Here is a 23,320-nt window from a genome sequence, read left to right on the forward strand (position 1 = left end):
CAAAGAGCGATATGGAGGGCATGGCACCACCCACAAGTTGCGGCCATCCTTTTGCCGGGCGGTTCAGCAATTCGCAAAAGCATAGGCTGTTAATGATCATGAGCATGGTGGCTGCGGAAATGCCCATACCGAGTATGCCGAAGCCAAAGACAAAGCGTGATACGGTGGAGCCCGTCAACGGTTCGAGAGAAGCAGCAAGTTGGGGCGCATCACGACGGATCAACATGGCCGCCATAACCCGTTCCGACTCCTCAAAGGCTTCCGTACGGCTTACTATTTCTTCGGTACTGAGTTGAGCGAAGGCTTCCCCGCCTATTTCATCGCGCAGTCGTTCTTCCAGCAGACCGTTAAAGCCTTTGACCAAACTCGCTTCTACGGCGATCAGATTGCCCTGTTCATCATAGGGCGAAACAAGCCCCGCCTGTGCTTTGGCATGGAGTTGCGTTCCTGCAGCAATGACGATGCACGAGGTGGCAATCAAAAAAGGAATTAAGAGTCCGGTGGACAAGTCGAAGATGGCAAGACCACGGAAATCGCGATCCCATCCTTTGCGCATCATGGAATAGGGGAACATAATGGTCATGTTAATTCCCACAGCCGTTGCAAAGGCGGAAATAATGAAATCTCGCTGGTCGCTCAAAATTTTGCCCGTCCAAAATACGCGGAATTGTTCCGGCACTTGCTCTAAAAAGGGCAGCAGTTTCGGACCCGGTTGAAACATCATGTTGAAGCGGGGGATGAATCCGCCCATATATTCACGCCAGTCTGCCAAGCCATTGCGGGTAACGACGAATACGACCCCAAAAAAGCATAGGACCGTTAAACCGACCATACATTTGATAATGGTTTCAAACATTTTCATGCCCCGTCCGCCTGAGCTGTATAGGACGAGGAAAAGGATATTAATGGCAAGAATACACAAGGCGGCGATGAGCCTGCCGTAGCTTCCGAAAGGTCCGTCTACGCCCAAGATTTGCGGGAAAAGCATTTTCGTGAAGGCGGCCAAGGCAAGCCCGAATTGGGGCATACTCCATACTAGGTTGGCGACCATGGACGCAAATAGCCAGCTCCATCCGAGGACGGGGTTGATATGGGTGTTGATAGCGCGCAGGGGCCGTTCGCCCGTGGATAAGGTTACATAGGCGATGGCACTGAGCATGACGACACCTACCGCCATGGCGACAGGCTGCAGCCATAAAAAGGTGAAGCCTGTGAGCACTGCCAAATACAGACTGTTCGACAGCGTGCCGCCGCCAAGGGTGATGGCGCTTTGCAGCCAGCCGGGACCTGATAACCGTACAAATACGCCAAACAAAGGCCCCTTCCCTTTGGCGCGTGCATCATTGATTAGCTGTCGGTCTCGTTCAATGCGGTCATTTACTGAAAGGTTAATGGTCGATGCCTTCTCCGAATCTGCCATTATACGAATCTCCCGCGCCGAAGCGCATTGCAAAAGTCTGAAGCGTGGATAAACGTTAAATCAATAGGGATGCTCCACCTGCTTAGATAGTATCATTAATTCTTGTCGTACGGCAAAGGGGAAAGCAGCCGCGTATTTTAGAGGCGACCGTGTCATTCCCGGTTATCATGTTGCGTCCTTGTTAAAAGCTATAAGAATAACCCAAGGCAAAGGATAGGGCGCCCGTTTTAATGCTGGTGCCTTTACCCATAAAGGACATTAAATCACCAGTTCCGCTTTCACGCAGCTTGTGTGCCGGAGCCCAAACAGCTGCAAAATGAACCGCATTTTTCGGATTGATCTGATGGGATATACCTGCAGTCACGTGTTGTTCCACAACGACAGGGACGAGGCCGGACAAAAAGACGCCATCGGCACGAACCGGGGAATTGCTGTAGGCATAACCTGCCATCAAGGTCCATTTAGGCAGCGCTTTCCATTCCACGCCTAATTTAATGCCGCTCTGATTGGTCCATCCGTAACCAGCGCCTCGGAATATGGGTGAGCCGTAGGTTCTGATACGGCGCCAGTGCAGCCATTTGAAGTCTGCTGTCAGTTCCAGCTTGGGCGTCACTTTATAGGCGAAACCTGCCTGCACCACACGGGGCGTGTCCAGAGGCGCACTCAACAAATCATTGTATTTTCGCATGGACTCAGTCCAATGGCGTGAACTGTAGTTCAATCCGAAGGCCAATTGATCCCAGCGCTTGTAAAAGCCAACACCGAAGCCGGCACCATAGGCATGATCCCATTTATTATCGTTGTGGGCGCCCCGCAGCGACAGGGTGAGATGATCGGTTCGAAAACGATTCATAGAAACATGGAGTCCCAAGCCGACTGCCCAGCCATTTTCAAATTCATAGGCATAAGACAGCACGCCGCGGAAATGTTGATAGGCAAGTCGTCTGTCATAATTGCCGCCCACAAGACGGCTGATAATATTGCGTGAGTGGGGATACTCCACGCCTGCGCCGCTGGGGATAAACAGACCGCCGCCCAAGGTGCCTGTTTTTAAAGGCCAGATAAATCCGGAACTGACAATGTTGGAAAGTTCATCGGAGACCAAAGTGCCATCTAAGCGGTTTCCAATCAGGCCACGGGGTTTTAATTTCACCTTGGAAAATACACTGTACCAGTTTACGTCGATACGCCGATCAAGATCCACAATAGACGCCGGATTCATGTAACTCCAATAGGCGCTGCGCGGACTCGCAACACCGCTGGAGGCGCGGCCCAGTTGGAGGGTATCATTGCCCAGCAAAAAAACTCCTTCTCCCGCGTAAACTTGAGACAGGCCCAAAAGGAATGATGCAAGAAAACAAAAAAGAAAAGTTCGTATCCAAGTCCCTCGGTTCCGTGTAAAATCTTTCAAACTAGGTACTCCTATATGTTTTTGGCGGCCAACTGAGGGCATGTTACAGCGATAGCAAAAAAAAAGAGTCTTTCAAAACGGTATCTATCCCGAAAAGACAGCGGCAAGGGATACAACTCAGGAAGGGACAATTTAAAGCAGCTCCAGCCCTCCCGGTGAATGATATCCTTAAAGCCAAAAAAATAGATAAATCTAAAGTATAACCTTTACAAACCAACGCTGCGGTTTTGTTGATTGGGTGAACCGTTATGAAATCAATTAAAAGGACACACTATCATTCAGCCCGACATGGTGTCTATGCCATTTTAGTTGTCAGAATATGTATCACAAACGAGGTGATGAAAGCAAAATCTTTAACATCTAATGCAAATATTATTATTCGTATATTGGTCTGATGGATGCATCAAAACCCGCTTATACCAGTCTGTTTCAAGGGTAAATCCTGCTCCTTGCAGCCGCATTGAAAGGAAAGTTTAGCGTTATAAATTGTGAAACAATTCGCAATCTGGAAGTAGTGAATCTTTACACAAATTGCCGGCGCAAGGAATGGAAGGACAGGATCCCATGTAAACGATCTTTACGCTCAAAATTATTGGTGCTGCTCCTGAAATGGAGTTTCCCAAGCCTTCTCTTTCCGCTTTTGCGGGATTTTGATTCCGCAAAAAATATGTATCTTATTGTTATTCTTTAGTTTGTTTCAATATCAGCGCTTGGCACGATATGTGCTTATACATCGGCATGAAGTACAAACTCAGTTCCTATCAATGGCCTGCCATGGTGATGGTGTTCTTATTGAACGCTATGGCCTGGGCAAGCTTCACTATAGAAGCCAATCCGCAAAAATATAATGCCCATCCCGGTGAAATATTTCCTGTGGAATACGCTATTGGCAGTCAGGACGCCGGGCAAGCCTTTGTGGTCTTAGCGCCCGAACTGCCCGCTTTGGATTGGTGTGACACGCTGCTTTTGGAAGAACGCGCCCGCTCTGCCGATGGTAGGCTCCAAACACTTTTTTTAGTGGGATTCGTTCCGGGAGCGGCAGGGGACTATGAGATTCCTCCTTTAGAATTTCGCGTCATTCCCTCAGATCAGGAATCGAATACCGGCGTCTTGGCTGTAGCGGCGGATGCCTCGGCGCAGCTGCTGCATTCCACCGCGATCCCTGTGAAAGTACGCTCGGGACATCTTGCCAAAAACATAGCACTTATCTTTTTCGTCAGTCTCGTCTTCCTCCTGCTTCTTTCGGCCGTGGTTTTGCGCTTTAAGAAAAAGACTGAGGTGGAAAACGACGGTGAGAATACCATTGAACAGGCGACAGCCTTACTGCATAAGGCACGCCGCCACAGGTTGGACGGCGACTTCTATGCCTGTTACCGGGCCTTGCGCCAGCTTTGTGATCTTGCTGCGGCGCAATCGGGAACAAAAGATGAGGCGCTTTGTGAGCGTCTAGATACACGTATTGAAGATACCGGCTATCGCGGTGTGCGCCCTTCTGATGACATGCTGGAGGGCGACTTCAAAGCAGTAGAAAAACATGTAACGAACATGAAACAGCATGGGACAAAGGAGAGTTAGTCCATGGCAGTAAATGTTGAAGCCCTCAGACGCAATGTAGAGCAATATACGCCTGCAATAACGCGGCTGCGCGAAGAGATCGGAAAAATTATTGTTGGTCAGCATTATATGATCGACCGTTTGCTCACGGCGCTGCTCGCCAATGGTCATGTCTTGATCGAAGGGGTGCCGGGACTGGCAAAGACCACGGCAGTCACCACTTTGGCACAAGCCATGGACTGTAGTTTCAGGCGCATTCAATTCACGCCGGACTTGCTTCCTGCCGATTTGATCGGTACCCTCATTTATGCGCCAAAAACGGGTGAATTTGAAACCAGAAAAGGACCCGTATTTGGGAACATCATTTTGGCCGATGAGATTAACCGTGCCCCTGCGAAAGTGCAAAGTGCTTTATTGGAAGCCATGCAGGAACGGCAAGTAACTATCGGTGATAACACCTTCAGTCTAGACACGCCTTTTATGGTGCTGGCGACCCAAAACCCCATCGAACAAGAAGGCACCTATCCGCTTCCGGAAGCACAAGTCGACCGGTTTATGTTGAAACTCAAGGTCAATTATCCCACGCGCACAGAAGAGCGGCAGATCATGGATCGGGTGGATTTGCTGCATCCGCAAAAGGTGGAGCCCGTTTTGACGCGCGAGCTTTTACTCGAAGCCCGGGAAGTGGTGAACCAAATCTATGTGGATGATAAGGCAAAGAATTACATCGTTGATCTTGTTTACGCCACACGTGACCCGGAAAGCTACGGGCTGAATATCAAACCTCTCATTGAATACGGGGCATCTCCCCGCGCCACCATCTACTTGCAGCAAGCCGCGCGGGCCCTCGCCTTTGTGCAGGGCGAAGGCAATGTATTTCCCAATGACGTAAAACAGGTTGCCATGGATGTGCTTCGTCACCGCATCAAAATTTCTTATGAAGCGGAAGCCGAAAATATGACCAGTGAAGACATCATCCGAAAAATCTTGGACAATGTACCGGTTCCTTGATCGCTGGCAATGCTATTGACTGTTGTATGAACCTTGGAAAGGACCGTGCACAATGATCCCTCAGGAGATCATGCAAAAAATAAGGCGCATTCATATTCGCACGCGCCGTGTGGTAAACGAAATTCTCGCAGGCCAATACCAAAGTGTATTTAAAGGGCAAGGCATGGAGTTTCGTGAAGTGCGCGCCTATGTGCCGGGTGATGATATCCGTAGTATTGACTGGAATGTAACCGCCCGTACGGGCGAGCCCCATGTAAAAGTGATGGCAGAAGAGCGCGAATTAACGGTGATGCTCGTTGTGGATATGAGCGGTTCCGGCCGCTTCGGCAGTGTTGCCCGATTTAAGAATGAACTGGCTGCGGAACTCTGTGCTGTATTGGCAGCTTCCGCTATAAAAAATAATGATAAGGTCGGATTAATTATTTTTACTGATGAGGTGGAATTATATGTGCCGCCGAAGAAGGGCAGCCGCCATGTACTTCGTGTTATTCGTGAAGTGCTGTATTTCCAGCCTCGCGGCACCGGTACAGACATAAGCAACGCGCTACGCTATCTGGGCCGCGTGATTCGCCGTAAATCAGTAGTCTTTCTCGTTTCTGATTTCTTCGCAACAGACTATGAAACAGCGCTCCGCACGACCAAACGGCATCATGATGTTATCGCTGTCACAGTAACGGACCCACGAGAGCTTAGCCTGCCCGATGTGGGGAGAGTGGCAATGCGCGACGCGGAAAGCGGCAAGGAAACCATGATCAACACAGGCGATCCCCGCGTGCGTCGTGCCTATGAGCGTGCGGCGGAAGAACGTCAGCAAGCACGGGATGCCTTGCTGAGCAGGAACCGCATTGACACACTTCATACACGCACCGACCAATCCTATGTGGATGAGATTTATCGCTTTTTTAAAATGCGTGAGCGGCGCAAATCAGGACGCGCTGCCGTATGAGAAGCTTTATTTTCATACTCTCAGCTTGTCTGTTGAGCATGGCGGCGGCAACAGCATCAGATGTTTTGGTGCAGGAAGTGCGGCTGTCTCCGCCATCCATACCCTTCCATCGTACAGCGGAATATAGTGTACGTGTGGAAGCAGCGCCTGATGTGCAGATCCTCTTTCCGGAAATGAGCGATATACCCGGGCAAATCGAAATCAAGAAAACAGAAAGCGATACAGAAACGCTGCAGTCCGGTCAAGTCGTGCACGTGCAGCGCTACCGCGTTGATCCTGTTGCTGCGGGCACTTATATTTTACCGGCCCTAAACATTGGCTGGCAGCGCCTGAAGGAAGAAGGAAGTATCGTAACGCCCATTCTGAGTTTTGAAGCGCGCGAACTGACGGAAGCAGAACGGGGCGCCGCAGAAAATTTTGTGGCCATGGTTGGTCCTGACGCTATTTTAGCGGCGCAGACACCCTTCAAAAAAAGCCTTTGGATCCTTTTGTTGTCGGCGGCCGCAGCGGCGCTCCTTCTTCTAGCAATCTTCCGGCGTTATGGTCGAAGAAAAGAAGCGGCGGCGCCCCTGCTTCCCGCTTGGGATATCGCGCTCAACCGGCTGCGGGAATTGCAGTTGCGCGATCTGCCTAACCTTGGGAAGATAGAACTGTTTTACGTAGATTTATCCGCTATTCTGCGTTACTACATTGAAGATCGTTTTCAAATCGCCGCTCCCGACCAGACCACGCCCGAACTTATGGAAGCAGCGGCTGAGCACCGCATATTTTCTGAAACACAGGAAACATTTTTAGCCGAATTTTTGCGTCATTGCGACCGCATCAAGTTTGCCCGATTCAATCCGCCGGCAGACCTGAGCAACGCACATTTCAAGCAAGTGCGTCTCTTTGTGAAAGAAACAATCCCTGCTCATGAACAGGATCAGACACGGGAGACGGCGGCATGAAACTCTTACAAACTATATTTGTTTTTGACGGCATGTCCCATCCTGAATTTTTCTGGCTTGCCCTTGTCGTCGTCGCCTTGCTTATAGTGGAGTTGATGCGCCGGCCCGCCGGCACGATAACCATTTCTACGGCGGATATGGCAGCGTCGCTGCGCAGAGGTACACCGGATTTTATACGGCATATCCCCGCACTTTTGCGTGCTGCAGGACTCTTACTGCTCCTTGCAGCCTTAGCGGGCCCTTTACACGGTTATTACGTTTGCAAAGATCGGGCCGGGGTCATTGATATTATGCTTTGCCTGGATACTTCGGGCAGCATGCAGCAGCCTGACTTTTTCATAGGAGGAAAGCAATACGATCGGCTTTATGTAGCCCGTGAAGCAGCGCGAAAATTCGTAAACAGCAGACGGGAAAGCGACAAATCTCGTTATGGCGTGGATCGTATTGGATTGATACTGTTTTCCGGATTGGCATGGACCAAATGCCCGTTGACTTTGGACTACGACATTCTCGAACGAGAAATAGAAAATGCTTCCATTACGCCCAAACACAAAGACGGCACCGCAATCGGTTCCGCCCTTGGTCTGGCTATCCGACGCTTAAGCCGCTCCGAGGCAAAATCCAAAGTGGTGATCTTGTTGACCGACGGCATTAATAACAGAGGGGAGCTTGACCCGGTCACGGCTGCGCGTTTAGCCAATGAATACGGCATTCGGGTTTACACCATCGGCGCCGGCTCCACAGAAGAGATTGTCATACGGAACGGATTATTTCCCATGCGCACGGAAGCCATTGACGAAAAAGTACTCAAACAAATGGCGGATATTACCGGCGGCAAATATTATTTGGCTTCCGATACGGAATCGCTGATGAAAGCTTATGATGAAATCAGCGCTATGGAGACCACAGAAATCGACGTAAATGATTATTACGAAGCACGCGAAGAATTCATGCCCTTTTTAGCTGTAGGCGCTTGTTTACTTCTGGCTTCCATACTATCAAGACGGTTGTGGTTTGAGATGGTGCCATGAACACCTTCAACACAACCCTACTTTTTAACCGAGTCTTAGCAGTTATGCCAAGAACAAACTATTGAGTGTATATGGAGTTTTATTTTCCCATACATCAAATGCCTTTATGGGCGACAGCGGGCGTTGCCGCACTGGTCGTGGTGTTTTTTGTGCTTCGCTTTTTCGACAAGCGCCATGAAAAACAAGTGCATCGTTTTGTTGATGCTGATCTCGCCGACCGTTTGATTCTGCCGTATTCGCTGCGCAGCCGCCGCCCTTTATTTTGGCTTTCCTTCTTCGGAATCCTGTTCCTATTGCTTGCTTTGGCACAGCCCCACTGGGGTAAGAAGTGGGCGCCTGTTACCCGAACGAGCAGAGACATCTTAATCCTGCTGGACGTGTCGGGAAGTATGGACGCCGACGATATGCTGCCGTCACGGCTGATCCGCGCTCGTCAAAAGATTCAATCCTTGCTCGAGACATGTCCGGCTGACCGCTTCGGCTTAATTCTCTTTTCCGGCGAAGCCGCTTATCTATGTCCGCTCACGCTGGATCAAGGATATTTCCGTTCCATATTGGATGCAGTCGACACAGATACGCTCAGTGTAGAAGGTTCCAACTTGACGGCGGCACTTGTGGAGGCACGCGATGCTTTCGAAGCGGACGCCAAACGTTTCGGCGATAGCGCCAATAACACACGCCTTATCCTGCTCATCAGCGACGGCGAGGAGACGGCGGAAGACGCTGTTGCGGAGGCCCATAAAATTGCGGCTCATGCAGTGATTTACACCCTCGGCATCGGTGATCCTGCGGGCAGTGTTGTCGAATATCCCCAATGGATGCGCCAGCATGTTTCAGTTCCTGACCAACAACTGACCCACATATCTAAGCTCGATGAAGATACCTTAACGCAGATCGCATTGGCGGCAAAGGGTGCCTACGTGCGCATTACGCCGGATAATGGAGACATTGATTTTTTACGTGGAGAATTTGACGCTGTTCGGGCGCGGCATACTTCAGACACCCTTAAATTTCGGATGATCAATCGGTATCGCTGGCCTCTCGCCGCGGCATGGCTTTGCTTTGCCGCAGAAGGGCTATGGTTAAGCATCTTGCCGATATTGCGCCAACGACGCCTGCGACGCATGGAGAGGGCTTCCCATGGTTGATAGATTATTCCTATTTGCCCTATCGATAGGTATGCTGATCGGCGTCGGCTTTGCGCATGGCGCGGATGTGACGCAAACGGTGCAGAGCGCCACTCGGCTTTTAAATCAAGGCGACGCTGACGGTGCGCTGAAGCTGCTCCGTGAAGCCCAGGTCGATCATCCCGAATCAGCTGAATTGCAATTCGGTACCGCTTGTGCCTTCTATGCCAAAGCTACCGCCTTCAGCGAATCCGGTGCTGTGGAAGAGGCGGCAACAGCTTATGAAGAAGCACGGAGCCGATTTTCCAATCTCAGCACGAGCAAGAATATACGCATCGCCGAAGAGGCGGCTTTTAACGCGGCGAATGTGACTGCGAAACAAGCACTCGATTTAGCCGCTTCACCAACAAATCGTAATGAAGCGATTGCGGCACTTCGTAATGCGGTGAGCCGTTATGAAGCCGCTTTAAAACATTTCCCGAATCATAGCGGATTACGCCAAAATTTGGATCATACCCAGCTCAAATTAAAGGAACTGTTGCAGACGGCAGATGAAGAGCAGCAAGAACAGGAACAGGAGCAGCCGCCCCAAGACGATACGCAAAAACTTTTGTCGCGCTTTGGACAAGCGGTGACGGAATTACCCGGCGCATCGGTTAAAGTTGACGGCAACACAGCGACCCTGATCACGCCTAAATCACAGGAGGGCGAATCATGAGCCGCGCCCTTGTTATCATAGCCTTTCTTCTTGCTTGCCCTTTCTTCGCTATGGGTCAGCCCATGCTGCCTCCGGATCCGGCGTCCATGCAAGGCGTGCCCCTTCCCGCGCCGACCCAGTCCGCTCCGCCAGCGCCTATTGGACAAGTCTACGCTGTCTTGGCTTCCGGCGGTGTGCCTCAAAGTCTGAACATAGACGAGAAACTTAAAGGCATCGCTGCAATCTTTAATGACCTGCCTTATACCGAGTATGAAGCCATCGCTATCAATAGCCAAGAAATGCCTTGGGGCGAAGAAGTCTTGTTTCCCATTAATGCCCTTCATGCCTTTAAGACTACGGCGTTGAGCATGGATGCTGAAGGCGGGATTGTCCTTCATGCGCGGGTAGAACGGTTGCAAGGTGAAGATTATGTCAACGCTTTGGATACGCAGGCGGTCGCCGCGCAAGGTCAAGCCCTTGTGTTTAGAGGTATCCCTGCAGGTCAGGGAGAGCTGATCCTCGTCATGCTTGTGCGTGTACCCGGCGATGGCGATGGCGGCGGTGAGTCTGAGGAACAACAACCTCCTGACAGTGACGACGAAAATCAAGAACAGGAAGAGCAACAGCAGCAGGCGGATACCGACGAAAGTGAAGACGATCATGGAGACGATACGGAAGAAAATTCCGTGAACAGCGACGCCGCCACGGAAGGAGAAGTGCCCGTCGGTGATGAAAATCTTGAAGCGCTGCTCAATTCTCTGGATGATATAGATCGCAGAGAACAAGTAGAGGAACTCAAACAACGGGATCGTATTGATTTTAAGGGAGATTGGTGGTGATCTGTAAAATTCGATACATAGCACCTCTCTTGCTCATAGCCGCACAGGTCTATGCACAAGGACGGGTGACGACCACCGTGTCCACCAAACGGGCTGCCGTCAATGAAATGTTCTACATTACCATAGAGGCGGAAGGCGGAAATATTCAAGAGCCTGACATGTCCCCGATCCAAGAGATCGGTCTTCAGCTGGGCACGCCGTCTACAGGCTCACAGACCCGCATTCAAATGATCAATGGGCAAACAACCACTATGCAATCGCGGTCTTGGCGTTATCCGGCATCCTCAGCACAGGAAGGGACCTTTGAATTACCGCGCATTCCCGTTACCATTGACGGCCAACAATTTTTTAGTCAAGCTGCCACCATAGAGATAACACACAGTTTGGATTTGGGCAATCAGTCTCCGCAAGAACAGCAATCCATCACAGTCGATGATCTTGCCTTCGTGCGTATGTTTACCGATAAAACAGAACTTTATCCCGGCGAAGCGCTGCTCTTAACCATGCAGGTACTCTATCAGCAACTGGGTAATGTGGCTGTTGAAGGGAATCCTCCTTTTCCGGAAACGGAAGGCTTTTATCCCGGCGCTGAGTGGCGAAACAACACGGCAGAAGTGGTCAATGGAAGTCGTTATCAAGTCACCGAATTTGTGCGCATTCTCTATCCTACTTTGTCGGGAAACTTCCAAATTGAAGCCTGGGACTGGCAAGGTGCCGTGCGTTGGTATGATCAACGAGGGCGTATGAAACGCGTGGCAAGAATTTTCCACGCAGATGCCATCCCCATCACAGTACGGTCGCTGCCGCAGCCGCCTGAAGATTTCAGCGGCGCTGTGGGCAACTATAAAATTCAGGCGCAATTGGCGGATCAAGAATTAACACAAGGGATACCGGTGCGCCTGACCCTTACCCTCAGTGGCCAGGGGAATCCAAATGTGTTAAGTGCGCCCGTCCTTCCAAAGACAGCATGGGCACATTTTTCTGAAGCGGAAACGACGCTGCACTCGAAAGAAAATGATCCTGAAGTTGTAAAAGAATTTAGTTATCTCATTACCCCTTTAGAAGTGGGTGAGCATGAATTGCCCTCCTTAAATTTTGTCTATTTTTCGCCGGAAACGAAACGTTATGAACAGGCAGAAACAAAGGCGTTTACGGTGTCTGTTCATCCCGCAGAAGGAACAGGCGGGCTCATTGCTGTTGGCGGCACGGCCGAAAATAAACGGAACCAAATCGAAGTTTTTGATGATGATATTTTGCCGATTATCACCGATTCTTCTGTCCTTACTCAGCCGCTGCCGCGTCTTTCACCTCGATTGCCCCTGCGCTTATATTTCGGGCCGCTGCCGCTGCTCTTCCTTTTTGCGCTTCTCTTAGCACTGCTTCGTTGGCGCGGACGACTTGCCGCTGATCACGGCTATGCACGCCGCTTTTTCGCCGGCAAACGCTTTGAAAAAACACTGTCCGGAGTCCTCACGAAATCTGACGCTGTCGATATATTAGAGCGTGCACTCAGAGGATATATTGCCGATGTATTTAACATCAACGATGCGGGACTCACCTCGTCCGAAGTGGAATTGTTGCTGATGGAACGGCATGTGGATGAAGAAACCACCAACATGGCTGTACGGTTTCTCCGTGCCTGTGAACGCACAAAATACGCAGGGCGAAATTCTGCTGCCGATGAAGTGGAGGCGCTCCATGCTGCTGCACGGAAGACGGTGGAACGGCTTCAGACACAGATCCGGGAGAAACGATCATGATAGCGTTGCTCATACTCAGTTTGCAGGGTTTCGTGCTCTCCCCTGAAGTGAGCCAAGGCTTTGAAGAGGCAAATGCCGCCTATACGGAAGGACACTATGCCGACGCCGAAAAAATTTATAAAGAATTGAATGAGCGCTATCGGATGAATAACCCGGTGGTCTTGTTCAATCTTGCGAATGCCTGCTATAAGCAGGAAGAGTTCGGCCGAGCAATCCTCTATTATGAGGCGGCGTTGGCAGTAGATCCGGACTTTACGCCGGCCCGTACCAATTTGGAAAAGAGTCTGGGCAAAACGCGGCGCAGCTTGCCTGTGCCTGATCCGCGCATGGCGACGGGCAGCATGCTGCTGCGTTATTATCCCTTCTCGCCGCGGCAAAGTCTGGGCTTGGTTTATGCCTTCTTAATAAGTGCTGTCCTATTGCTTTTGTTGCGGCACTGGTTCAGGCTTTTGAAATATGCATGGCCCCTATGGATTTCTTTGGGCTTAGCTCTGTTTTTCTATGGCTTTGCTTTAGCAACCGACTATGCCCTCCGCGACCTTCCGAAAAGGGCGGTCATTATAAGCCAAGAGATACCCGTTTATTTTAGTATGAACGAATCTGAACAGCCGCGGTTTATGCTCTATGAAGGCGACCGCGTATTGGTCGATCGGCTGGACGGTCATTGGCTGCGGCTCATTGCCTATGGAGATGAACGGGGCTGGACCAGAAAAGAAGGAGTCGGCATTGTGGATCACAGCCTTTGATGCCCGAGAAATTTGATGTCTTATCGAGACATTACGGAAACAGAAATGATGAATTGGATGTTTCTCTATACAACAGATATACAGATTGGCTTGACAGCGGAGTGCCCATTAGGATTGAAGCACTTCTTCTGCAAGGTTATCTTGTTGTTCTTCTATAGCGTTAGGTATGAGCAGCACCTTCCGGTTGCAAAAATACCCAGCCTATGGAACAAATCCAAGTTCGGCGATGTATTAATTTTAAAGGGACAACAGTTGTTTTCGGCCACAGCGCCGCTTTATGAACACAAATAAAATAACCGGATCGTGCAAGAGATGTCTCTGCAGCGATTACGAAGAAAAGATTAACGTAACGATGGATAGCGGGATTGTGACCGGTAAGTTTTTCCGGAACCCCGGTACCCGAAACCACTAAGGAGATTGAAACATGAGATTCAGAACACAGTTGGTACTCGGATTGGCAATGCTTTTAATGGGCAGTACCGTCACCTACGCCCATGATGGCTTGGAACTGCTCCGCGAAATTCAAGATGGATTTGTCCAGCTTCACGATCGGCTTAGACCCGCCGTCGTGAACATTGACGTTCAAGGCAAAATGGAAACGGTAGGTATGACACCATTCGGCCCGATGGAAGATCTCTTCCGATTTTTTAATTTGCCTGAGCAGCCCGAGCGGCGTCAGCAAAGAGTGCGTCCCCAGGGCACCGGTTCCGGATTCATTTATGACGCGAGCGGCTTAATTATTACGAACAACCACGTCGTTGAAGACGCGGAAAAAATACTTGTTCGTTTGTATAACGGCAATGAATATACGGCAGAAGTAATCGGAACCGATCCGGAAACCGATATTGCTGTCATAAAAATTAAAGCCGATGAAACACTGACACCTTTGGCGCTTGGCGATTCCGGAAAAGTAAAGGTCGGTGAATTCGCTATTGCCATCGGCAGCCCGCGCGGATTTGAAGGTTCCGTTTCTTATGGACATGTGAGCGCCCTCGGACGGGAAGGTTTGCAAGGACTTGCCATGCAAGGGTTGACCTTCCAAAATCTTATCCAGACTGATGCCGCCATTAATTTGGGAAACAGCGGCGGGCCATTGTGCAATATTGACGGCGAAGTAATCGGTATTAATACAGCGATTGTATTTGGCGCGAATTCTATCGGATTTGCCATACCGATCAATACTGTTAAGCAGACTGTGCCTGCCCTCATCGCTGAAGGTAAAGTGTCACGGGGCTATTTAGGTGTGTCCATTGACGACGCTTCCTCCTATGCCGATGTTGCTTCCTTAGGCCTGCCCGACAACAAAGGCGCTGTAATTCGACAGGAACAGCCCGACACCCCCACAGATACGGCCGGATTAAAAACCTATGACGTTATTCGGAAAGTAAACGGAGAGGCCGTAGCCAATGCTTCGGAACTCGTGAGAAAGGTTTCCGCTAACGCGCCCGGCTCAACGGTAACACTGGAGATCTGGCGTGACCGTGAAACCATCGAAGTAAACGTTACCTTGATGGAACGTAATGTCGGTGTAGCGCGGCAGAGCGGTGAAAGATCAGCGCTGGGACTTAAGGTGCATGACATTACACCGACCATTTTGCAGCGCCTCGGTCTTGGAAAGGGCGTCAAAGGCGTTGTGGTTGTTGAAGTAGAACCTGAAAGCCCCGCCCAAGAAGCGCGCCTGACCGAAGGTGATATTATCATTGAAGTTGGACAAGTGCCTGTCACCAATTCACAAGAATTCTTCACGCAAATAGATGCGCATGCGAAACCGGGTAAATCTTTACTGGTGCGTTTTGTCAGAGGAACTAATGATCCTGATATAACCATCATTCGAGTGCCCGAAAACTAAGTAGGTCATCCTTTTGCCTCCTCTCTTCGCGAGTGAAGAGAGAACGCCGGCGTAGTTGTCCGCAGCTGCGCCGGCGATTGTTTTTAATCTGGGTGCATGCCGTGAATCTGATGTGCGTAAAAGGAAGAACACCTCTGATACAGGGTGGGGGAGGGAGGAGCAGTTCTTGAAGTTGTGTTCAGGATTCGCTAAGGGGATTAAAAAAAGCGTCCCATTGATCGTCTAATATTTTGATGCTCTCTTCAATGCTGCACACGGAATATTTGCCGTCTTTTTCGGTGGCTAATTTTAATTCAAGCAATTTGGGAAGCGCATCGTCTACCTCAAAATCCAACACACAATTCCATTTATCTTTCATCCAGGCTTCAATCCGATCATCCAGCTCTTTCATTGTCAAGGCTGTTTCGCTGGTCAACAAAAAATAATATGCCAGCAGCGCTTCTTTGCATTCTTCTTCTGCCGCGTCATGTCCTACATGGAAAAAGACACCGGAATTGTTGTCCATATTTTTGAAATATAAATTTTCCAAGAGTTCTTGTAGGATACGAACTTTTCCATTCTTGAAATTATTGAAGAGCTTCCACAAGTACTCACCCAGAATATCGATGCCCATCATCAACGCGACCAGTGTCTTTGTTTCTTTGAGATCGGGTGCTTCCTGTGTACGGCCAAACCAATATCCGAAGAGAGAACTAAAAATGGTCAGCGATGTGATCAGTTTCGGCAACGCCATAGCACCGCCGCCAATGGCGGGCAATCCGATGAGCGCTTTATCCAACCCACGCATACCCGGTTCAGGATCGGGAAATACCATTTCAATATCTTGTTTGGGTACGTTGCGAAACATCTTGATGAGGGTCGTGCCGCCTTTCACTTTCGTTTTGTTCTTCGCTGAACTGCAATAATCATCACGATAGCGTATGTACAGGACGACACGATCGTAATTGGTGAAAGATACGGAGGGATTAAACCAAGAACGGATCCCGGTCAACTTTTCTTCTCGTGTCGAAACACCTCGATAATAAATACGTTTATCGGAAAAGTTGTCGAGATTAATCGTCAAGGGGATATTGAACAAATCGGATTTGCTAAGCGCTTCTTCTAGCTCTGCTTCGGTTAGCCGTTCGTAATTGGCTTTTTCCAGAAGATGCTCAAAAAGATCAATGAACTGTTCATTGCCCTGTGCACAATCAAAGTCCAAAACGCAGGTATCGGCATCGGGATCGATGGGCGCATATACGTCTTTGAGTCTTTCGATTATTTCGTGAAAGTTGAAGTGGTAGGTGTTGTCCAAGATCCTAAAAAAATAACGGAAAGCCTCTTCTTTGCCGCTCAGCTGTCCATCATGCAAACACATCTCAAGTAAATCACGTTTGCGAAAGGGTATAAACCGAAATCTTCTACAACCACAGTTTGTTTGCATAAACAGATTCACCGGAAAAGGCTTTCACCTTTCCCCTCCTTTAGATCTAAGATGCTCCGCTTAACCATGAGAGACGGGTCTGTCTCAATGACAAATCGTGAAGACCAAGCCGAAAAACTGCAGTCGGTCATGATCCATTCTCCAAAAAAAGTATAACCCAATTCAGAAACCGAATCAATGGCGAATGATCAAGAGCAATCAGAGGCTTGCTTACCATAAATGGCGGACTTATATATGATTCTTCAGACCCAATTGAATAACCAATGGCGGGATAGCGTTGTAAGGAAGGAACGTGAGATCAGGCTTTATCTTTGGCTTTCAAGTATTCTTTTGTTATGCTAATGCCGTTTTAGACGCTATGGCAATAAACCCTTTTGCCTTTCATGTTTACTGTCTTTTCTGTCCTATAGAAAGAACGATTTTTAGAGCTAGGATACCGCTACCATGTCAATTCATTTTTATAATTCACTGACGCGCTCCAAAGAAGCATTTCATTCGATCAAGGCCCACGAAGCGGGCATGTATACCTGCGGTCCAACGATTTATAATTACGCCCACATCGGCAATTTCCGCGCCTATATGTTCGAAGATCTGGTGCGCCGCTACCTGACCTATCGCGGCTACAAAGTCACCCATATCATGAACCTTACCGATGTGGAAGATAAGTTGATCCGCACCTGCCGAGAAACTGGTAAGTCGTTGAAAGAAATTACCGACTATTACGCGCAAGCGTTTTTTGAAGACATTGATCGTTTGGGCATCTGGCGTGCTGATGCCTATCCCGCCGCTACCGAACATATTTCAGAGGTCGTGGAACTCATTAAGAGTCTCCGTGATAAAGGACATACCTATGACGACAAAGGCAGCATTTATTTTAAACTCTCCACCTTCCCGGAGTATGGGCAGCTGAGCCGCATGAACTTGGACGATCTGAAGACGGGCGCCAGCGGACGCGTTGACGCAGACGAATATGAAGCTGAAGAGGCACGAGATTTTGCTTTATGGAAAGCCTGGGACGAGGAAGACGGCGACGTTTATTGGGAAACAGATTTAGGCAAAGGACGGCCGGGGTGGCATATTGAGTGCAGCGCCATGAGCATGAAATATCTAGGCGCACATTTCGATATCCATTGTGGCGGCGTCGATAATATGTTTCCTCATCACGAAAACGAAATTGCGCAATCCTGTTGTGCTACCGGAGAACCCTTTGTTAATTATTGGCTGCACTGCGCGCACCTGATGGTGGAAGGGCGCAAGATGTCGAAATCTTTCGGCAATTTCTACACCCTTCGCGATCTGTTGGAAAAAGGGCTTGATCCTCTCGCGATTCGATACGCACTTATTTCCACCCATTATCGGCAGCCCAGCAACTTTTCTTTCGACGCCGTGGGAGCAGCATGGCAAGCCTTGTGCCGTATCCGTGACTTTAGAATTCGCCTCGACGAAATCGAAGGAGAAGGACAAGGGCTCAAAGAAGAATGCGAGCGCTGTGAGACGGAATTCGTTGAAGCCATGGATGACGATCTAAATATTTCCGGCGCCCTCGGCGCGGTGTTTAATTTTATCCGCGATGTGAACCGAAAACTGGATACAGAGACGGTCGGGCGCGCCGGCGCGATGCAAGCCTTGGCGTTGCTGGATCGACTGAACGAAGTTACCGGCGTGTTTGCGCCGCCTCTCGAAGAAAGCGTTCCGCAATGGGTATTAGATCGTGTTGCAGAACGTCAACAGGCACGTTCAGAGAAACGTTTTTCGGATGCTGATGCCATACGCGATGAACTGCGAGGCAAAGGTTGGATTGTTGAAGATACGCCGGATGGACAACGGGTCAAGCCTTTGTGATATACTACGTGGTACAGTGTCCGGTAGAGCGCAATAAGAGCACGGCGACACCACCCTTGGCAAGGTGATCGCACTGTTGTGAATAACGCGTTGGGGCGTGTTTTCACGCTTTAAAACTGTGCGGAAGATTTGTTGCCACTGTATTTGACATTGCTGTTTTTTATTTGCTATACTGTGAACCTGTCTGCAAGCAATCCTTTTCTCTGCGCAGGAAGTGTTGCGCAGTAGCCCCGTTTATTACCTACTTAACCCTTGGTGTGGAGTTTGTATTTTGCCTACGATTAATCAACTGGTCCGAAACTGTCGGAAAAAGATAGAACGTAAAACGAAGTCACCGGCTTTGAAATCTTGTCCGCAAGCTTCCGGTACGTGTACACGCGTTTATACGCTTACACCGAAAAAGCCCAATTCCGCTTTACGTAAGGTAGCGCGTGTGCGTCTTAAAAACGGTATGGAAGTTGCCGTTTATATTCCGGGTATCGGTCACAACTTACAAGAACACTCCCAGGTAATGATTCGCGGCGGTCGTGTTAAAGACTTGCCCGGTGTTCGCTATCATCTTATCCGTGGCGTACTGGATGCTACGGGCGATTTGGGCGGCACCGCCTCGGTCAAAGATGAGGGCGGCAAAAAGAAACATATCGGGCGTTGGGTCAGCCGTTCTAAATATGGCGTTAAACGGCCCAAAAAATAAAAGTACATTGAACTTGTCGGCGTTTTAAGCGTCGCATAACGATAAGGTCTAATAAGAATCATGGCAAGACGGCGTGAGATAGTCAAACGTAAAATGCTGCCCGATCCGAAGTATGGAAGCACAGCAGTAGCGATGTTTGTCAATACCATCATGAAGAGCGGCAAAAAAAGTGTTGCCGAAGGTATAGTCTACGGAGCCTTTGATATTTTGAAAGTCAAAGTCCCTGATGAAAATCCCTTGTCCGTATTCGAAAAGGCCATTGAAAATGCCAAGCCTTTGTTGCATGTGAAATCGCGGCGTGTCGGCGGCGCTACCTATCAGGTACCTGTCGAAATCGCGCCTGCAACGCGTACCGCTATCGCTTTCCGGTGGATTATCGAATTTTCCCGTAAACGCGGCGAGAAAACGATGCAGCAGAAATTGGCCGGCGAACTTTTTGATTGTTATACCAAACAGGGCGCCACAATGAAACGTAAAGATGATACGCACCGTATGGCAGAAGCCAACAAAGCCTTTGCCCACTTCCGTTTCTAAGGACGGTTGCGTTTTTGGTTTTTTTATGAAGGAATTAATTATCACATATGACGGAGAGTGACGCGCAGTTTCGTCAACGATGCGCGCGTCGCCTCTGTCAGGTATTCAGAAAGTTGAATCAGGCAGAGAGTGTAGGGCTAAATTCCAAAGTATCAGGATAGCCCTTTTCGGACGTGCGCCTTCTGTATCGATCTAAGCATTGAATTGAAAGAAAGTTAACGTGCCCCGAAAAGTAGCAATCGAGAATATTCGCAATATTGGAATTATGGCTCATATTGATGCCGGCAAGACCACCGTGACAGAACGGCTCTTGTACTACTCCGGCCAAGTGCATCGCATGGGCGAAGTCCATGACGGTGCCGCTACCATGGATTTCATGGAGCAGGAGCGGGAGCGCGGTATAACCATTTCATCTGCTGCTACAGCCTGCGAATGGAAAGGGTACCATATCAATATCATTGATACGCCCGGACACATCGACTTCACCGCTGAGGTGGAACGCAGTCTACGTGTGTTGGATGGTGCTGTGGCAGTATTTTGTGCGGTCGCAGGGGTGCAGCCCCAGTCAGAGATGGTCTGGCGCCAGGCGCAGCGGTATCGCGTACCGCGCATTGCCTTCATCAATAAAATGGATCGTGTTGGGGCGGATTTTTATAAAGCCGCAGCCAGTATGCAGTCCCGCTTGGACGCACATCCCCTCCCTTTACAGATGCCCGTCGGTGCAGAAGATCATTTTGAAGGTATTATCGATCTCGTGGATTGGCGGTACATCACGTGGCAAATCAAAGACGGCGAAAATCAGCAAATTGTTGGTGAAGTGCCGGAAAGCCATCGGGCAGAGGCAGAAAAACGTCGCGCAGATCTCATCGACCTCGTCGCCTCCACTGATGAAATTCTCATGGAACTTTATCTAACGGAAGAGCACACGATTAGCATAGCGGAACTAAAAGCGGCGATCCGACGCTGTACGTTGAATTCTCAATTGACACCCGTTCTTACCGGAACGGCCCTACGCAATAAAGGCACCCGGCTTCTCTTGGACGCGGTGGTGGATTATTTGCCCTCTCCCGTTGATATGGGAGAATACGAGGGTACAAAACCCCGCCAACCCGGCCGTATCGTGAAGCGTCGCCCCAGTGATGACGACCACTTTGCCGCATTAGCATTTAAAGTAGTCAATTATCCCCATATCGGACGCCTCACTTTTGTGCGTGTATACAGCGGCAAAATCAAGGCAGGTCAACAAGTGGTCAATGCCCGCACTGAAAAAAAAGAACGGCTTGGCCGACTCATTGAGATTCATGCGGATGATCGTAAAGACATTGATGAGCTTCATGCGGGCGATATTGGCGCAGTCATTGGCTGTAAAGAAACGACAACCGGTGATACGCTGTGCGATCCTAAGAAAGTTGTTGCGCTAATGTCGGTCGATTTCCCTGAACCGGTGGTTCATGTTGCGATTGAAGCGAAGAGCAAAGCGGAGCAGGATAAGTTATCGACTACTTTGGCGAAACTCTCAGAAGAAGATCCTACGTTTCGGATTCGTTACAACGAAGAAACAGGCCAGACCATTATCGGCGGCATGGGCGAACTTCATCTGGAAATACTTATTGATCGGATGCGTCGTGAATTTCATGTGGAAGCCAATGTAGGTAAACCGATGGTCGCCTATCGTGAAACTTTGCGCGGTAAGGCACAGGTGGAAAAGCGCTTTGTGCGCCAAACAGGCGGTCGCGGCCAATTTGCCCATGTTGTATTGACCTTGGAAGGCGGCGAGCCCGGCTCCGGTTTCGTTTTTGAAGATAAGACGGTCGGCGGTGTTATTCCAAAAGAATATATTCCTGCTGTGCAGAAGGGATGTCGCCAAGCGGTAGATACGGGTATTGTAACGGGCTATCCCATGGTTGACATTAAAGTGACACTCACTTTTGGATCCTATCACGAGGTTGACTCCTCGGATATGGCCTTCCAGATAGCAGGTTCAATGGCGGTCAAAGAAGCAGCAGTTCAGGCTTCTCCGGTGCTTTTAGAGCCGATTATGAAAATGGATGTTATTACACCTGATGAATTTACAGGTGATGTTATAGGAGATTTCGATCGCAGGCGCGGTCGATTGGTAGGCATGGAAAATGAGGGCGCCGCCCAAATGATTCATGCAGTTGTACCCTTGGCTGAAATGTTCGGGTATGCAAACGAATTGCGTTCAAAAACGCAAGGACGCGCAACCTACGCAATGGAATTTTCCCATTACGAACCGGTACCTGTAACAGCAGCCAACGAGATTATGGAAAAGATGGGCGTATCTTTCCGATTTTAATGGATGGAATACGCTAAAAATACATGAGTAAGCAATAAAGTCGGTGTTGCGCCTTGCGGCTGTACCATGCAGCTTGGCAGGAGTGTGACATAACCACGAGCGCAATTAGGGCGCCGTGTGAAGGAGAGAGTCGCCATGGCGAAGGCAAAATTTGAACGCACTAAGCCCCACGTCAACGTGGGAACCATTGGACACGTCGACCACGGTAAAACGACCCTTACCAGTGCAATCACCAAAGCGCAGGCTAAAAACAACAAAGCCCAAATGATGGACTTTGGTCAGATTGACAAGGCGCCTGAAGAACGGGAACGCGGTATTACCATTTCTATTTCCCACGTGGAATATGAAACCGATGCGCGCCACTATGCGCACGTCGACTGCCCCGGTCACGCTGACTATATTAAAAACATGATCACCGGTGCTGCGCAGATGGACGGCGCGATTCTTGTGGTAGCCGCCAATGATGGTCCTATGGCGCAGACCCGTGAACACGTCTTGCTTGCCCGCCAAGTGAACGTGCCTGCCATGGTCGTTTGGATGAACAAAGTAGACATGGTTGACGATCCCGAACTCCTCGAATTGGTGGAGATGGACCTTCGCGACCTGCTCAATAAATATGATTTCCCCGGCGATGACACACCGATTATTCGTGGTTCCGCGCTCAAAGCGATGGAAGGCGATCCGGAAGCAGAAGCACAGATCGCTGAACTGCTCGAGGCGATGGACAGCTTCATCCCCACGCCTACCCGTGCTTTGGACAAACCCTTCCTCATGCCTGTGGAAGACGTATTCACCATTACCGGTCGTGGTACGGTGGTTACTGGTCGTATCGAACAGGGCATCATCAAGGTTGGTGAGAAAGTTGAAATCGTTGGTATCAACGAAGAGAAACGCGAAACGACGGTTACGGGCGTGGAAATGTTCCGCAAACTGATGGACCAAGGGGAAGCGGGCGACAACGTCGGTCTGCTCCTGCGCGGCATCGGTCGTGAAGACGTGGAACGGGGTATGGTCATTGCGAAACCCAAGAGCATTGAGCCTTACAAGAAATTTGAGGCCGAAGTTTATGTGCTTAAAAAGGAAGAAGGCGGTCGTCATACACCTTTCTTCACGGGTTATCGTCCCCAGTTCTATTTCCGTACCACGGACGTTACCGGTTCCTTGAATCTTCC

General features: G+C 49.7%; 19 protein-coding genes. 16 read left to right on the forward strand and 3 right to left on the reverse strand.

The annotated features are described in order from the left end of the window. Both GX117_03085 and GX117_03090 read right to left on the reverse strand, forming a co-directional pair. A partial coding sequence (locus GX117_03085) for a hypothetical protein (protein ID NLO32329.1) occupies nucleotides 1-1,420 on the reverse strand: 1,420 nt, incomplete at its 3' end. 181 nt (nucleotides 1,421-1,601) lie between these two features. Continuing rightward, a complete protein-coding gene (locus GX117_03090) occupies nucleotides 1,602-2,720 on the reverse strand; it encodes a hypothetical protein (protein ID NLO32330.1) in 1,119 nt (372 codons plus the stop codon). Nucleotides 2,721-3,569: 849 nt separating this feature from the next. On the opposite strand from GX117_03090, the gene GX117_03095 reads away from it, so the two are divergent. The 11 genes from GX117_03095 (at nucleotide 3,570) to GX117_03145 (ending at nucleotide 15,338) form a co-directional block, all read left to right on the forward strand. After that, entirely contained in the window at nucleotides 3,570-4,406 is an 837-nt protein-coding gene (locus GX117_03095; GenBank protein ID NLO32331.1) for a hypothetical protein, read from the forward strand. 3 nt (nucleotides 4,407-4,409) lie between these two features. Continuing rightward, nucleotides 4,410-5,396, forward strand: a complete 987-nt coding sequence (locus GX117_03100) for a MoxR family ATPase (GenBank protein NLO32332.1) — start codon at nucleotides 4,410-4,412, stop codon at nucleotides 5,394-5,396. A gap of 52 nt (nucleotides 5,397-5,448) precedes the next feature. Further along, entirely contained in the window at nucleotides 5,449-6,342 is an 894-nt protein-coding gene (locus tag GX117_03105) for a DUF58 domain-containing protein (protein ID NLO32333.1), read from the forward strand. Next, complete coding sequence (locus GX117_03110; protein NLO32334.1) at nucleotides 6,339-7,289, forward strand: hypothetical protein; 951 nt, start codon at nucleotides 6,339-6,341, stop codon at nucleotides 7,287-7,289. The genes GX117_03105 and GX117_03110 overlap by 4 nt, the downstream gene beginning before the upstream one ends. Further along, nucleotides 7,286-8,320, forward strand: a complete 1,035-nt coding sequence (locus GX117_03115) for a VWA domain-containing protein (protein NLO32335.1) — start codon at nucleotides 7,286-7,288, stop codon at nucleotides 8,318-8,320. The genes GX117_03110 and GX117_03115 overlap by 4 nt, the downstream gene beginning before the upstream one ends. A gap of 71 nt (nucleotides 8,321-8,391) precedes the next feature. After that, nucleotides 8,392-9,468: a VWA domain-containing protein gene (locus GX117_03120; protein NLO32336.1), complete on the forward strand. Its 1,077-nt coding sequence runs from the start codon at nucleotides 8,392-8,394 to the stop codon at nucleotides 9,466-9,468. Then, nucleotides 9,461-10,165, forward strand: coding sequence for a hypothetical protein (locus GX117_03125; GenBank protein NLO32337.1), 705 nt, complete (start codon nucleotides 9,461-9,463; stop codon nucleotides 10,163-10,165). The genes GX117_03120 and GX117_03125 overlap by 8 nt, the downstream gene beginning before the upstream one ends. Beyond that, nucleotides 10,162-10,983: a hypothetical protein gene (locus GX117_03130; GenBank protein ID NLO32338.1), complete on the forward strand. Its 822-nt coding sequence runs from the start codon at nucleotides 10,162-10,164 to the stop codon at nucleotides 10,981-10,983. The genes GX117_03125 and GX117_03130 overlap by 4 nt, the downstream gene beginning before the upstream one ends. Continuing rightward, entirely contained in the window at nucleotides 10,980-12,743 is a 1,764-nt protein-coding gene (locus tag GX117_03135; protein NLO32339.1) for a protein BatD, read from the forward strand. The genes GX117_03130 and GX117_03135 overlap by 4 nt, the downstream gene beginning before the upstream one ends. Beyond that, entirely contained in the window at nucleotides 12,740-13,489 is a 750-nt protein-coding gene (locus GX117_03140; protein ID NLO32340.1) for a tetratricopeptide repeat protein, read from the forward strand. Before GX117_03135 ends, GX117_03140 begins: the two co-directional genes overlap by 4 nt. 424 nt (nucleotides 13,490-13,913) lie before the next feature. Continuing rightward, nucleotides 13,914-15,338 carry a PDZ domain-containing protein gene (locus tag GX117_03145; protein ID NLO32341.1) on the forward strand — a complete coding sequence of 475 codons (1,425 nt, stop codon included), beginning with the start codon at nucleotides 13,914-13,916 and terminating at the stop codon, nucleotides 15,336-15,338. Between the two features lie 178 nt (nucleotides 15,339-15,516). On the opposite strand, the gene GX117_03150 is transcribed toward GX117_03145, so the two are convergent. Next, the gene (locus GX117_03150; protein NLO32342.1) at nucleotides 15,517-16,695 is read right to left on the reverse strand and encodes a DUF3754 domain-containing protein; all 1,179 of its coding nucleotides are present in this window, start codon (nucleotides 16,693-16,695) and stop codon (nucleotides 15,517-15,519) included. Nucleotides 16,696-17,205: 510 nt separating this feature from the next. Here GX117_03150 and GX117_03155 point away from each other — a divergent pair. The 5 genes from GX117_03155 to tuf form a co-directional block, all read left to right on the forward strand. Continuing rightward, entirely contained in the window at nucleotides 17,206-18,603 is a 1,398-nt protein-coding gene (locus GX117_03155) for a cysteine--tRNA ligase (protein NLO32343.1), read from the forward strand. Between the two features lie 271 nt (nucleotides 18,604-18,874). Then, nucleotides 18,875-19,297 carry a 30S ribosomal protein S12 gene (locus GX117_03160; GenBank protein NLO32344.1) on the forward strand — a complete coding sequence of 141 codons (423 nt, stop codon included), beginning with the start codon at nucleotides 18,875-18,877 and terminating at the stop codon, nucleotides 19,295-19,297. A gap of 60 nt (nucleotides 19,298-19,357) precedes the next feature. Next, nucleotides 19,358-19,831, forward strand: a complete 474-nt coding sequence (gene rpsG, locus GX117_03165; protein ID NLO32345.1) for a 30S ribosomal protein S7 — start codon at nucleotides 19,358-19,360, stop codon at nucleotides 19,829-19,831. Between the two features lie 220 nt (nucleotides 19,832-20,051). Beyond that, on the forward strand, nucleotides 20,052-22,148 hold the full coding sequence (fusA, locus tag GX117_03170; GenBank protein ID NLO32346.1) for an elongation factor G: 2,097 nt from the start codon (nucleotides 20,052-20,054) through the stop codon (nucleotides 22,146-22,148). 135 nt (nucleotides 22,149-22,283) lie between these two features. Next, nucleotides 22,284-23,320 (forward strand): elongation factor Tu (tuf, locus tag GX117_03175; GenBank protein ID NLO32347.1); only part of this gene is annotated, 1,037 nt, incomplete at its 3' end.

This window comes from Candidatus Hydrogenedentota bacterium, assembly GCA_012523015.1.
In the GTDB taxonomy this organism is placed as follows: domain Bacteria; phylum Hydrogenedentota; class Hydrogenedentia; order Hydrogenedentales; family CAITNO01; genus JAAYBJ01.

Bases quoted from the DNA above. Each gene is read 5' to 3' on its own strand.
- GX117_03125 (NLO32337.1), top strand. From the start codon at position 9,461: ATGGTTGATAGATTATTCCTATTTGCCCTATCGATAGGTATGCTGATC.
- GX117_03120 (NLO32336.1), top strand. From the start codon at position 8,392: ATGGAGTTTTATTTTCCCATACATCAAATGCCTTTATGGGCGACAGCG.
- GX117_03140 (NLO32340.1), top strand. From the start codon at position 12,740: ATGATAGCGTTGCTCATACTCAGTTTGCAGGGTTTCGTGCTCTCCCCT.
- GX117_03095 (NLO32331.1), top strand. From the start codon at position 3,570: ATGAAGTACAAACTCAGTTCCTATCAATGGCCTGCCATGGTGATGGTG.
- GX117_03110 (NLO32334.1), top strand. From the start codon at position 6,339: ATGAGAAGCTTTATTTTCATACTCTCAGCTTGTCTGTTGAGCATGGCG.
- GX117_03155 (NLO32343.1), top strand. From the start codon at position 17,206: ATGTCAATTCATTTTTATAATTCACTGACGCGCTCCAAAGAAGCATTT.
- GX117_03150 (NLO32342.1), bottom strand. From the start codon at position 16,695: ATGTGTTTGCATGATGGACAGCTGAGCGGCAAAGAAGAGGCTTTCCGT.
- GX117_03130 (NLO32338.1), top strand. From the start codon at position 10,162: ATGAGCCGCGCCCTTGTTATCATAGCCTTTCTTCTTGCTTGCCCTTTC.
- GX117_03145 (NLO32341.1), top strand. From the start codon at position 13,914: ATGAGATTCAGAACACAGTTGGTACTCGGATTGGCAATGCTTTTAATG.
- GX117_03100 (NLO32332.1), top strand. From the start codon at position 4,410: ATGGCAGTAAATGTTGAAGCCCTCAGACGCAATGTAGAGCAATATACG.
- GX117_03115 (NLO32335.1), top strand. From the start codon at position 7,286: ATGAAACTCTTACAAACTATATTTGTTTTTGACGGCATGTCCCATCCT.
- GX117_03105 (NLO32333.1), top strand. From the start codon at position 5,449: ATGATCCCTCAGGAGATCATGCAAAAAATAAGGCGCATTCATATTCGC.
- rpsG (NLO32345.1), top strand. From the start codon at position 19,358: ATGGCAAGACGGCGTGAGATAGTCAAACGTAAAATGCTGCCCGATCCG.